This is a genomic window from Burkholderia paludis, from assembly GCF_000732615.1.
GTDB classification, from domain to species: Bacteria; Pseudomonadota; Gammaproteobacteria; order Burkholderiales; family Burkholderiaceae; genus Burkholderia; species Burkholderia paludis.
In genome coordinates, this window is the sequence record NZ_JPGL01000070.1 from 40,807 (window position 1) to 54,417 (window position 13,611).

The 13,611-nt window shown below is 68.8% G+C and carries 7 protein-coding genes; 4 read left to right on the top strand and 3 right to left on the bottom strand.

The genetic code is table 11. From position 1 onward, the window contains the following. Window positions 1-852: an ABC transporter permease gene (locus GQ56_RS0132580; RefSeq protein ID WP_031402641.1), complete on the bottom strand. Its 852-nt coding sequence runs from the start codon at window positions 850-852 to the stop codon at window positions 1-3. A 161-nt stretch (window positions 853-1,013) separates the two neighbouring features. Here GQ56_RS0132580 and GQ56_RS0132585 point away from each other — a divergent pair, with 161 nt between their 5' ends. From GQ56_RS0132585 to GQ56_RS0132595, 3 genes are all read left to right on the top strand, one after another. Next, on the top strand, window positions 1,014-1,910 hold the full coding sequence (locus GQ56_RS0132585) for a LysR substrate-binding domain-containing protein (protein WP_031402642.1): 897 nt from the start codon (window positions 1,014-1,016) through the stop codon (window positions 1,908-1,910). 482 nt (window positions 1,911-2,392) lie between these two features. Continuing rightward, window positions 2,393-3,946 carry a glycoside hydrolase 5 family protein gene (locus GQ56_RS0132590; RefSeq protein WP_031402643.1) on the top strand — a complete coding sequence of 518 codons (1,554 nt, stop codon included), beginning with the start codon at window positions 2,393-2,395 and terminating at the stop codon, window positions 3,944-3,946. Between the two features lie 154 nt (window positions 3,947-4,100). Then, window positions 4,101-4,325, top strand: coding sequence for a hypothetical protein (locus tag GQ56_RS0132595; RefSeq protein WP_031402644.1), 225 nt, complete (start codon window positions 4,101-4,103; stop codon window positions 4,323-4,325). A 59-nt stretch (window positions 4,326-4,384) separates the two neighbouring features. Here GQ56_RS0132595 and GQ56_RS0132600 read toward each other — a convergent pair whose 3' ends face one another. Then, entirely contained in the window at window positions 4,385-8,140 is a 3,756-nt protein-coding gene (locus tag GQ56_RS0132600) for a DUF748 domain-containing protein (RefSeq protein WP_031402645.1), read from the bottom strand. Between the two features lie 148 nt (window positions 8,141-8,288). Beyond that, entirely contained in the window at window positions 8,289-9,725 is a 1,437-nt protein-coding gene (locus GQ56_RS0132605; protein WP_031402646.1) for a DUF1254 domain-containing protein, read from the bottom strand. 758 nt (window positions 9,726-10,483) lie between these two features. Between GQ56_RS0132605 and GQ56_RS39695 the strand changes: the two genes are divergently transcribed. Then, window positions 10,484-13,531, top strand: coding sequence for a heavy metal translocating P-type ATPase (locus GQ56_RS39695; protein WP_075123079.1), 3,048 nt, complete (start codon window positions 10,484-10,486; stop codon window positions 13,529-13,531). Window positions 13,532-13,611: the final 80 nt, after the last annotated feature.

Here is a 13,611-nt window from a genome sequence, read left to right on the forward strand (position 1 = left end):
TCACTTCAGACGTTGCACGGTGCCGACCGACACCAGCGTCGCGAGCACGGCGAGGACGAGCAGCACGACGGTGGCCGCGCACGCCATCCCCGACGCACCGTAGAACGCCTGCAGCAGCACGATCGGATAGTTGCGGTAGCGAAAGCCGGCGATCAGGTTCGAGATCTGGAATTCGCCGATCGACAGCGCGGCCACCATCACGAGCCCGGAAAACAGGCTGTGCCGCAGGTTCGGCAGCACGATCGTGACGAACTGGCGCAGCGGCGTCGCGCCGAGCGTCGCCGCGCATGCCTCGAGGCGCGCGAGGCCGAGATGGCGCAGATCGCCGAGCAGCGTCTGCAGCAGGTAGGGCAGCGTCAGCACCGCGTGGGCCGCGATCATCAGCGGCAGCGTGCCGAGCCACGGCAGCGCGTCGCCGCTGAAGATCGCGATGTAGCCGAAGCCGAGCGTCAGCGCGGGAACGCCGACCGGCATCAGCATCACGACGCGCGTCGCCATCCCGCGCCCCGCCAGGGCGCGGTGATGCAACGCGTAGGCGAGCGGCAGGCCGATCGCGGCGTTGAGCGCGCAGCACGCCAGCGCCACCGTCAGGCTCACGCCGAACGCGCGGGTGAAGCTGCGGTTCCCGGCCAGATCGGCGAACCAGTGCCAGGTGAAGCCGGTCGGCAGCAGCGTGTTCGTCCACGACTGGCCCACCGAGCCGATTAGCAGCAGCGCGATCGGCAGCAACAGGTAAAGCCCGAACACCGCGACGAGCGCGTGCAGCAACAGGCGGCCGGCGTGCGGGCGCGCGCGCCTGTTACGCGGAATCGGAACACCACCGGCCGGTGCCGGAGCGGCGGACGCAGACATGGAAACACTCGCGGGCAAGAGACGAAGACACCGCGCGACGCCCGTCGGGCGGGACTGTCGCGCGTTGGCTGGATGACGGCAGTGTGCGGATTCGACATGGCACCGTCATGAAAAAAACGTACAAAGCCCGCATCGATCTGTGCGCGGAAGGAATAGTCGCGATGAAGCACCTGTATCCGAACGTCGCGGAACTGCACGCCTTCACGCGTTCCGCGAAGCACCTGAACTTCTCCTATGCGGCCCGCGAACTGGGCCTGACGCCCAGCGCGGTCAGCCGGCAGGTCGCGAATCTCGAGGCGCTGTTCGGCGTGAAGCTGTTCGTGCGCGAGGGGCGCGGCCTCGTCCTCACGCGCGCCGGGCAGGTGTACCACGCACGGATCGCCGGCCCGCTGCGCGAGATCGGCAACGCATCGATCGAACTGCTGAGCGCGCGCGAGAACAGCGACCTGCTGACGATCGCGAGCGTGCCGACGTTCACGACCAAGTGGCTCGTGCCGCGGCTCTCGCGCTTTCTGGCCGTCGCACCGGGCGTCACGTTGAGCTTTCGCCGCCATCTCGCCCCCGGCGACAGCTTCCCGTTCGGCCTCGATGCGGCGATCCGCTACGGCGACGGCACATGGGAAGGCGTGCGAAGCGATTACCTCGACGGACGAACCTTCGTGCCGGTCTGCACGCGCGCATTCGGCGAGCAGCATGCGTTGCGCACGCCGGCCGATGCGGTGGCGGCGCCGCGCCTCGTGCACGAGCAGGCGGAAATCGCGTGGTCCGCCTGGGCGGAACGCCATCGCGCGACGCAGATGAACGCGCTCGCCGGGCCGCGCTTCGAACAGTATTCGGTACTGATCCAGGCTGCGCAGGCGGGGCTCGGGCTCGCGCTCGTGCCGCGCTTTTTGATCGCGGACAATCTCGCGTCCGGTACGCTCGTCGAGCCGTTCGATGCGCCCGTCGACGTGGACGCGCAGGGGCACTACCTGTGCTACGCGCCGGAGCGACTCGAAACGAGCGAGGCGTTGCGGCAGTTCAGGGCGTGGATGCTGGACGAATGCGCAGCCGCGTGAGCCTGGCAGGCATCGCGGTCCGGCGTGCGCGGACGTGCCCGGCGCAGCGCGGTTGCGGTCTTAAGACGTCGCGGGGCTTATGTCGGATTTACATATGATGGATGCGAAATAGACTGCTTGATGAGCGACGGGAAAGATTCGGGCAACTTCCGGGGGAAAGCCGGATCTCGAGCGCACTCGAAAAAGACGTTCCGGGGGATTGCGTCGACTCCGATCACGCAGTGCCGGCGCCGTCGGAGTCGCGCCGTTTTTACAGGGGATCAGCAAGTGCGCCGGCGGTCCACCAGGCTGCCGGGGATCATGCGCGGCTACGCGCCTGCATTCCTGGTGCCGTGACTTTGCCCCGCGGCAAGGCCATTCGGTTGCACAGTCGAGATTGTCCGGCGGGGGTGCCACCCGTCGAACGATTTCCATGCACGAACGTTCCGCGATCCGCAACGGGTCGCCGGGGACGAACGCGCGCGAGAATAACCATGAGCACGATCTTGAACGCATTCCTGACGAGTTTGACCGTCTTCCTGCTGTGCACCGTATGTCCGGCGGCGCACGCCCAGAACCCGACCAACACACCCGTGCCGGCCATCAACCTGGGGCCGGAAATCCTGGACGTCATCAACCAGAATTCGGCCAACCCGACCCAGGCCATCAACAACTACATGGCCGGCCTCGCCAGGACGGAGGCGCACTGGGTGCGGGTCAATATCAACTGGGCGCAAACCCAACCGTCCCAGACGACGATCAACCCGAACGACCCCAATCCGGGGGCGAGCAGCGGCCTGACCTGGGGGGTGACGGACACGATCATTCGGGCGGCCAGAAACAACGGACTGCGCGTGTTGGGCCTGATTACGCTGACACCGCCGTGGGCCGTGAGTACCGAGTGCCCGGCCGGTTATCAGCAGGCGAACGGCGGCGCCTTCTGGCTGTGCGCGCCCAACCCGACGCTCTACGTCAATTTTGCGCGGGCCGCGGCCCGGCACTACAGCAGCGACAGCTACGGCGGCCAGGTCGACGCCTGGGAAATCTGGAACGAGCCCAACTGCGGCGGCGATTTCATTCCTCACGATCCGGCGCTGTACACGCAAATCCTGAAGAGCGCGTATCCCGCGATCAAGCAGGCGAACCCGGGCGCCTACGTCTATGCGGGCGGCAGTGCGAACTGCCAGACGTCACCGAACAACGGCACCGGCGCACTGCCGTCGAACGGGATCGCGGGCCTGGTCAATTCGACCAGCTCCGCTTACCCCGCGCCGACGCAATGGGATCCGCGGGACTGGCTGGCGGCGATGTACGCGAATGGCGCGCAAGGGCATTTCGATGCGCTCGCCCATCATCCGTACTGCTATTCGGACGACTGGCAAGCCGCGCCCAATCAATGCCCGAGCACGACGCTCAATACGACGTTCCCGCAATATTCGAACGCATTCAACATGATGTGGCATACGTTCACGTCGCCGTCGTACGGCTGGCCGTCGTCCAGCGGCAACACGTTCGCAAGCTACGTCGGCACGAGCCTGCGTGACCAGATGAGTGCGAACGGCGACGGGGCAAAGGCGATCGTCCTCACCGAATTCGGCGCGCCCACCACGGGCTCGAACGGCGCGGCGAACTTCACCGGCGTGCTGGGCGGCTCGTCCACGCAGTACGCGAGCGCCGATTTTCAGACCTTGCAGCTGTCGCCCTATCTGACGGAAGCCAACCAGGCGCGTGAATTCAGCGCGCTGATGGCATGGATCGCGCAACAGGCCAAGGGCGCGTACGGTCCGGTATACGCGTACTCGTACTCGGACATGGCGTTGTCGATGCCGAACAGCACGAATATCTACGAACCGTACTTCGGCATCGTCACGATCAGCGCGACGACCGGCGCAACGGGAACCGTCGGGCCCGCGAAGATCGAAGGCACGGCGATGTCCAGATCGACGCAGTACTACCCCACGTGGCCGAATTTCGGTGCGATTGCCAGCGCCGCCGCAGCCGGAAAATCCGGCTACGCGCCGATCGGCCCCGGGTGGTACAACGCGCTGGGCAAGTAGCGGCATGCCGGTTCACGGGCCGTACGCCAGTCGGGGCGAACGGCCTGCTCGCGCGCCCACCCCTCCACTGCTTCCCGTGCAGAACCATTTTTGTCGGCTTGGCGCGCGACTATTGGCGTGTGATAAGGGGTTTTCCCTGACCCGGAGCACGAGTATGTCGACCCTGGAAGCTCTCCGGTTCGTGCTGGACGATGCACGCACCCCCGAAATCATTCGCCACCACGTCGTCGATGCGTTGCAGTACGCATTGCGCAACTACGGCCAGGTATTCACCGCGAAGGAAGTCGAATGGCTGGCGCAGTGGGACGACGCGCGTCTGCCGCTGGCCGCGAAGAAGGAACTGGGCAAGCGCGAGGAACCGGCGCTCGCCGCGCGCTGAAGGCGGTGCGTCGCCGCGTCCGGACCTGCAACCGGACGCGGCGGCGGCGGACGGCCTGCTTACTGCAGGCCGAAGTCGACGCGAGTGGTCGCGCCCTTGTCCTCGATGCCCTTCGCATCGAGCTTCGGCGCGACGACGAACACGCGGCTCGAATCGATCTTCCCGTCGAGGTACTGGCGCACGGCCTGCGCGCGCTGCTGGGCGAGCGTGCGCAGCGCGTTGTCGTCGGCCTGCGCATGCTCCGCGAGCGCCTTCTTCATGTCGGCGTCGGGCAGCGTCTTCTGCAGGCCGATCAGGTTGCGCGGCTTCTTGAAGTCGGCCGCCTTGTACGCACGCGCCAAGTACTTGCCGTACTCGCCCGGCTCGACCTTCACCGACATCGGGTCGACGCTTTCGCCCTGCCCGACCACATCCTTCAGCTTCTGCTGGCGAACGAGCCGCTCGACGTACGCGTCGCCCAGCCCCGACGTGTCCTTCGTCGGGTCGACGCGGCCGATCAGGTCGAGGCGGATCGACGGCTTCTCGGTCAGCATCTTCACGACGGTGTCGAGCTTCTTCTGCTGCGCGTCGTCGAGCTGGTACGAGCCCGGCGCGAACTCGACGTAGCCGAGATCCTCGCCGCCGCCGCCGAACGCATGCGCGAGCAGCGAGAACGGCGACGTGACGGCCTTCGCGATCAGGTTCAGCACGGCCCGCCAGATCAGCCCGCCGACGCTGAATTCCGGGTTCGACAGCGAACCCGACACCGGCAGGTTCACGTCGATCTCGCCGCGCGTGTTCTTCAGCAACGAGATCGCGAGCTTGACCGGCAGCCTGGTCGCCGTGTCGTTGTCGACGTGATCGCCGAACGTGAGCTGGTCGATGAAAATGTGGTTGTTCGCCTTCAGCTGGTCGTTGTCGAGCTGGTAGTGCAGATCGACGTTGAGCTTGCCCTTCGTGATCGGGTAGCCCGCGTACTTCGCCGAGTACGGCGTCAGGTTGGTCAGCTCGATGTCGTGCGCGGACGCGGTGAGGTCGAGCGCCGGCTTCTCGATCAGCGGATTCACCGAGCCCTTGATCGAGATCGGCCCGTTGCCCGCGAGGTTCGCGGCGACGTCGACCGGCGCGGACGTCGTCGAATCGGTGCCGAACGCGCCGACCGTGCCCTTGATCGCGACGAGGTTCGCCGTGTAGTTCGGCTTGATGAAGTTGTCCGTATACGTGACGCGGCCGCTCTGCAGCAGCAGTTCGCCGAAATGCATCCGCACCGGGCTTTGCGGCGGCGCCGCGGCCTTCACGACCGCCGTCGCCGAGGCGGCGGCCGGCGCGGACGCCTGCTGCGCGACGGCCGGCGGCGACAGCGGCACCGGTTCGCTCTTGCTCGCGTCGCGCGTGAGCGACTGCGCGGGGCCCGATTGCTTCGCGACCACGTCCTTCAGGTTCAGGCGCCCCTGCGCGTCGAGCAGCACGCGGCCGTAGAAGTTCGAGAACGTCACGCGCGCGGCGTCGACGTCGGTGCCCTTCTCGTCGTAGCTGGCCTTCAGGTTCGTCAGCGCGAGCGAGCGCCAGCCCGCGAACGGATCGGAGGTCGCCTTGTCGAGCATCCGCACGTCGACGAGCGCGACGTCGCCGCGATAAGTCGCGCGCGGCGCATCCTTCACCTGCGCGAACGTCAGGTTGCCCTGCGCGTTGAGCAACGCGCTCGCGATGGTCGCGTTCAGCGCGCTGCCGAAGTACGGCTCGAACGCGGCCACGTCGAGGCGGTTGCCGTTGATCTTCAGCCCGAGCTTCAGCGGCTGCGCGGTCACGTCGCCCGTCACGTTCAGCGAACCCTTGCGGCTCAGCGTCGCCTTCAACTGCACCGGCAGCGGCTTCGTCAGATCGTCGCTCAGTTTCTGCACCGAGAGATCCAGCGGCTTGATCGCCAGCTTCACCGGGCGCGGCGTCGACAGGTCGGTGAAGTTCGCGGACGCGTCCTTCACGTTCAGCGCGTCGATCCGGTAGTGCCACGACGGCGCGGCGGCCTCGGCCTTGCGCGCCACCGTGCGCTTCGGCACCGACGCCTGCGCGGGTCCGGCCAGCGCCGCAAGGTCGATCCCGCCGTCCTTCAGGCGCTTCACGTCGAGCGCGAGCCCGTTTGCGTCGACGCTTTCGATCTCCGCGATGCGCGTGGCGACGTCCACCTTCGCGATCTTCGCGCTCGCGTCCGGCAGCACGATCGCCGGCGTCTTCGCGTCGGGCGTCGCGATCTTCAGCGACTTCAGGCTGACGGTACTGTCGGCGACCTGCGCGACCAGCGGCGTCTTGCCCCAGTCGGCCGTCGCATTGACGGTCGCGCCGAGCGCGCCGTCGAGCACGCGCGCGCGCGTGGCCTCGCCGAGGTACGGCTGCAACGCCGGCAACGCGAGCGCGGCGACCGTCAGCTTCGTGTCGGCCTGTTTCTCCGCGAGATTGAATGCGCCTTCGGCCATCACGTCGCCGCCGCGCGACAGCGACGTCGACAGCGTGTATTTCGCGGGCGTCTTGCCCAGCAGCGAGAAGCCGTCCAGCGTCGCGGCAAGCTTCGTGAGCGACAGCGCGGTCGGCGTCGCCGGCACGCGGTCGTCCAGATTGACCGTGCCGCCATCGATCGCGAAATGACGGATCGTCAGGTCGAGCGGCGGCGCCTCCTGCGTGCCGGCTTCGGCATGCGCGCCGCTCGCCGCCGTGGCGGAAGCGGCCGCCGCGCCCGATGCCGGGCTGCCCTCGGCGGCCTTCGGCGCGGCGGCCGGCTGCGCGGCCAGCTTCTCGACGTTCAGCGCGCCCTGCTTGTCGCGCGACAGGTCGACCACCGGCTGGTCGAGGCGGATCTCGTCGAAGTGCATCGCATTGCGCAGCGGCTCGAGGCTGGCCGCCGCGACGTGCACGCCGCGCGCGGCGAACAGCGGCGCGGACGCGCGGTCCGTCACCTTCGCGTCGGCCAGGTCGACGGTGCCCGATACGCGCAGCGCGGGCGTCTCGCCGCTCATCACGAAATTGACCGTGAGGTCGCTGCTCAACAGGCCGCTCGTCACCGCCACCGGCAACTGCGCCGGCACGTACGAGATCAGCTTCGGCACGTCGAGGCGGTCGAATTTCAGCGCGATCTCCGATTCGCGCGACTGCGCGAACGGCTTGGTCCTGCCGTCGATCGCGATCGGGCTGCCGTCGAAGCGCGCGCGCAGCTTCGGCTCGACGAAGATGTCGGTCTTCGAGGCCAGCGTCGCGATATACGGAATGCCGAGCGTCCAGTTGTCGACGACGTGCTTCTCGTTCAGCAGGCGGTCGTCGAAGTCGATCCGGCCGTCATTGACCTGGATGTTGGACACCGAGAACTGCGTGGGCTTGCTTTCGGGCTGGGGCGACGGCTTCGAGAACTTCTCGATCAGGTCGGTGAAGTTGAAGCGCTGCGCGTCGTAGCGGACGATGTGAAAGCGCGGCGAGTCGAGACGCACTTCATTGACGATCGGCGCGCCGCGGAACAGCGACGACCACGACGGCCTCACGACCAGCTTGCCGATGTCGACGAAGTCGCCCTGGCCGCCGCGCTCCCCGAGATGGATGCCGTCGGCTTCGAGGTTCAGCGTGTACGGGTTCAGCGCGATGCGCCGGATCGTGGCCGGCCGGTCGAGCTGCCGGCTCAACTGCTGTTCGGCGACGTGGCGGATCAGCGGCGGCGCCGCGAAGAACCCGAGCAGTCCGAACAAAACGAGGAAGATCAGTATGCCGATGCCGATCCGGCGGGTCCGGCGCGAGCGTGCAACGCCGCCGAGGGCATGGAGGGTCGAGGATACGGTTTCTTTGTCTGCGCTTGCCATGCTGGAATGCCTCGGGAATGGATGCCGGGCCGCGCCGGAACACCGGGCGGCCACGCACGCTATCCCGAAAGTATAGGCTCAGGAGGTGACGGTACGGGATTCGGGCGCCGCAGCGCCCGCCGTTCGGACCGCGCCGCCGGTCATCCGTTCACTTCCGGACGACGACGGGCGGCATCCACGATCCGTCGCTCGCCTGCGGCTTCGGTGCGTACAGGCGCAGCGCGAGTGCGAAATCGGCGCGCGGCGCCGGCAGCCAGTTGGCCGCATGCGCGCCGCCCGGCGATGCCGACACGACGATGTCGATCGAGCCGTCGTGGTTGCGGCGCAGCCGGTCGCGATCGCCGAGCGAGCGGCGCGCCGCGCCGACGTCGGGCAGCGCGCCGTTCGTCGTGTAGGGCGTGAGCGTCCAGAACGCGCGCACCGGCGGCAGCGCGCCCGGCGAGAAATGCAGCATGTAGCGGTTCGCGCCGTTCAGCGGATGGCCGTCGCTGTCCACGCGCACGACCGCGAGCGTCTCGTCGTCGCGCGTCGCGGTGCCGAACTGCGTGTAGGCCGCATACGCGCGCAGCGTGTAGTCCTGACCGTACTTGCCGGCCGTGTCGCCGATCCAGTTCCAGCCGTTCGCGTTGAGCAGGTTCGACGGCGGCGTTGCGAGCCGCGCGCGCGCTTCGGCCACGCCGGCGGTCGCGGCCGCGAGGCGGTCGCCCGTCCACAGCACCGGGTAGCCGGCGGACACGCCGATATCGTTGAGCAGTTCCTGCGCGTGCGCGTCGTCGGCCGGCGCCGGGTTGTCCTGCAGCGCCTGCGCGAAACGCGCGAAGAACGCCTTCGGGTCGAGCGCGGCCACCTGCTCGGCCGGCGTGCCGCCGCTCAGCGCTTCGGACGGCGCGCTGCCGGCATGGACCGCCACCGATGCGCCGCGCGCCGCGCCCGTGTAAACAGACAGCGGCACCACGCGGATCGCGCGCTGCAGTTTCTTCACGTTCGTGAGATCGCGCCCGCCGCTCGTCTGCAGCCGCACTTCGAGCCACGCATGGCCGGACGGCACGTCGACGCGCAACGCGCCCTGCGGCAGCGTGCCCTGCCAGTCCTTCGCGACGAAGGCAATCGTTTGCAATCGCGCGCCACCGCGTGCACCGCGCGCCGCAACGCTCGACGACGACCACTGCACGTTCGTCCACATGTCGAGCGCACGCGCGTCCCAGTAGCGGCCGCGCGTGTCGGGCAGCGTGACGATCACGGGTTCGGCGGCGACGTCGAGCCAGCCGGTCGAGTCGAGCGTGTCGACGCCCGGCAGCGGCGGACTGACCGCGCCAACGGGCGGCAGCGCCTGTGCGTGGCGCAGCGTGTTGAGGGGCGCCTGCCCCGGTTGGGCCCCGTCGCCGCCCGTCGCCGCTTCCTTCGCGACGTCCATCAGCACGAGCGGGTACGCATAGATATAGGAGTCGGCGACCTCGGCGCGCATCCAGCCCGTCTTCCGCTGGATCGCGTCCGGCTGCGACGCACACCCCGCAAGCAATGCCGCAATGGCCAGCGACGCGCATGCGCGCCGCAGAGAAACTGATTCCTGCTGGTTTTCAATCATCGATTACTGGCCGATTATCGTTCTTTTCAGTCAACGCCTTGTTCGACGCGCGAACGGTGAAAGCAAGGCTCCCCAGCCTGCCCGGATGACCGTTTCGCTATGTTGCACAACGGCGGGCGCTGATGTCAGGCCGGTATCATAGCGCCTAAGGGCATCCCCCTATATGCCGAATAGCTGACGGAACGGTAGCCGCACTGTCGACAAATTCGAAATAGTTCGATTAATTCGCAACAAAATCGGAGATGTCGGGACGGTATGTGTATACGTCTGAACAATCGCGGGAGGGAGGCCGGGTGTCGGGGCGGCGATGGGTGTCTCGCTTGGCGTGCCGGTGTGGCCGACGGCGCGTCCGACGGCGTCCCGGCCGGTATTTGACGGCTCGTCGCCGGTGCCGTGTACGACATCACCGCGAACGGAGCAAAAGCGCCCGCGCCGATCGCAGGCCGCCCCTGCGGCGACGAATTCAGGGTTCACATCCCCGCGGGTTTGCCGCGCGCGGGTGATCCTGGCCACCGAACGACGCGTCAGCCGGAATCGTCTCGCGAGCGCCGGGCGCTGCGGCCGCTCGCTCGCGCATTCGAGCACGAAAGCGCGGGCGACCGGTGGCCCGGGGGCCGTCCGGAAGCCGGGCGACCGTTTTTTCCGCGGTGTGACAATCTGTCTGTATCCGCATCGTCGCCGCCACTTGACCTTGCCATCATGGGAATGTTGATACTGGAACCATTCGCGGCACGAATCGCGCTTTCTGGAAATCCGACATGACTGAACCCCTTGCCTCCGCTGCGCTGCAAACGGTCGAACTGACCGTCGACGGCATGCATTGCGGCGGCTGCACCGGCCGCGTGCAACGCGCGCTGGCCACCGTACCGGGCGTCGTCGACGCGACGGTCGATCTCGACGCGCACACGGCGACTGTGACTGCGCAGGACACGGTCGAACCCGGCCAGCTCGTCGACGCCGTCAACGCAACCGGCTATCGCGCGGCGGTACGCGACACGGCAGCCCACACCGTCGCGTCCGCGACGCCCGCGGCGCTCGACGAAACGCCGCCCGCCCCCACGGCAACCCTTCCGGCAGCAACCACCATCGAACTCGACATCGATGGAATGACGTGTGCGTCCTGCGTATCGCGCGTCGAGAAAGCGCTCGCGAAGGTGCCGGGCGTCACGCGCGCGTCGGTCAACCTCGCGACGGAACGCGCCACCGTCGACGCCGCGGCGGGCGTTTCCGCATCGCAACTGGCGGACGCCGTAAAGCAGGCCGGCTACGGCGCGACGCCAACGGCAAGCGATGCGGCCATCCCGGCCGCCGTCGCCCCGCCGGCCGGCATCGAACTCGATATCGACGGGATGACCTGCGCGTCCTGCGTATCGCGCGTCGAGAAAGCGCTCGCGAAGGTGCCGGGCGTCACGCGCGCGTCGGTCAACCTGGCAACCGAGCGCGCGACCGTCGATGCCGCCCCCGACGTTTCCGCGGCACGACTCGCCGAAGCAGTCAGGCAGGCGGGCTACGGCGCGACGCCGGTCGCCGGTGGCGCCACCGCGCCGGCAGCCACCGCCGCGTCCTCCGGTTACGAGCTCGACATCGGCGGGATGACCTGCGCGTCCTGCGCCGGCCGTGTCGAAAAAGCGCTGGCCGCGGTGCCGGGCGTCGCGCACGCGTCGGTCAACCTCGCGACCGAGCGCGCGTCCGTGCACGGCACCGGCGCCCTCGACGCCGCCGCGCTGATCGCGGCGGTCACGACGGCCGGCTACCGCGCGTCGCTCGCCGGCGCGCCGTCGGCCGGCGCCGACGCAGGACCCGCCACGCCCGTGCAGGACCCCGATGCGCGCAAGAGGCGCGAAGCGGCCCGCGAACGCAACCTCGTGATCGCGGCCGCCGTGCTGAGCGCGCCGCTCGTCGCGCCGATGCTCGCCGCGCCGTTCGGCATCGATACGATGCTGAACGGCTGGCTCCAGCTCGTGCTCGCGTCGATCGTCCAGTTCGGCTTCGGCGCGCGTTTCTACCGGGCGGCCTGGCATGCGGTGAAAGCGCGCGCCGGCAACATGGACCTGCTCGTCGCGCTCGGCACGTCGGCCGCGTACGGGCTGAGCCTGTGGATGCTGCTGCGCGACCCCGCGCATCCCGGCCACCTGTATTTCGAGGCGTCGGCCGTCATCGTCACGCTCGTGCGTTTCGGCAAATGGCTCGAATCGCGCGCGAAGCGCCAGACCACCGACGCGATCCGCGCGCTGAACGCGTTGCGTCCCGACCGTGCGCGCATCGTCGAGCACGGCGTCGAGCGCGACGTGCCGCTGTCGCAGGTGCGCGTCGGCACCCGCGTCAGCATCCGCCCCGGCGAGCGCGTGCCCGTCGACGGCCGGATCGTGTCGGGCCGCTCGCACATCGACGAATCGCTGATCACCGGCGAAAGCCTGCCGGTGCCGAAGGACGACGGCGACCCCGTCACGGCCGGCTCGATCAACGGCGAAGGCGCGCTCGTCGTCGACACCACCGCGATCGGCGCGGAAACGACCCTCGCGCGCATCATCCGCCTCGTCGAATCCGCGCAGGCCGAGAAGGCGCCGATCCAGCGGCTCGTCGATCGCGTGAGCGAGGTGTTCGTGCCGGCGATCCTCGGCATCGCCTTGCTGACGCTGATCGGCTGGCTGATCGCCGGCGCCGGGATGGAAACCGCGATCCTCAATGCGGTCGCGGTGCTCGTCATCGCGTGCCCGTGCGCGCTGGGCCTCGCGACGCCCGCCGCGATCATGGCCGGCACCGGCGTCGCGGCCCGGCACGGCGTGCTGATCAAGGATGCGCAGGCGCTCGAACTCGCGCAGCGCGCCACCGTGATCGCATTCGACAAGACCGGCACGCTGACCGAGGGCAAGCCGTCGATGACGGCGTTCGAAGCGGTCGGCATGCCGCGCGACGCGGCGCTCGCGCTCGCGGCGGCGGTACAGCGTCAGAGCGATCATCCGCTGGCGCGCGCCGTGGTCGCGGCATACGACGCGGACCTGGCCGCGCACGGCGGCACGGCTGCGTCGGCTGCTGCCGTCGCGGCCGATGCGCGCGCGGTGGCCGGACGCGGCGTGGAAGCGCGCGTCGACGGGCAGCGGCTCGCGCTCGGCAGCACGCGCTGGCGCGACGAGCTCGGCATCGCGGTGCCGCCCGCGCTCGACGCGCGCGCGACGGCGCTCGAACGCGCGGGCAACACGATCTCGTGGCTGATGCGCGCCGACGCACCGCGCGCGCTGCTCGCGCTGGTCGCCTTCGGCGACACCGTGAAACCGGGCGCCCGCGACGCGATCGCGGCGCTGTCGGCGCGCGGCGTCGCGAGCGTGCTCGTGACGGGCGACAACCACGGCAGCGCGGCGGCCGTCGCGGCATCGCTCGGCATCGACGAGGTGCATGCGCAGGTGTTGCCCGACGACAAGGCCCGTGTCGTCGCCGAGCTGAAACGCACGCACGGCGGGATCGTCGCGATGGTCGGCGACGGGATCAACGATGCGCCCGCGCTCGCCGCGGCCGATGTCGGCATCGCGATGGCGACCGGCACGGACGTCGCGATGCACACGGCCGGCATCACGCTGATGCGCGGCGATCCGGCACTGGTCGCCGACGCGATCGACATCTCCCGGCGCACCTACCGGAAGATCCAGCAGAACCTGTTCTGGGCGTTCGTCTACAACCTGGTCGGCGTGCCGCTCGCGGCGCTCGGCTGGCTGAACCCGGTCATCGCGGGTGCGGCGATGGCGTTTTCCAGCGTGAGCGTCGTGACCAACGCGCTGCTGCTGCGGAGATGGAAAGGCCGCGCGCGCTGATGCGGGCGGGCGGCGTGTGCCGGACGGAGGGGGCCAAACGGCCGTTCTGCGTTCTGCGTTCTGCGTTCTGCGTTCTGCAC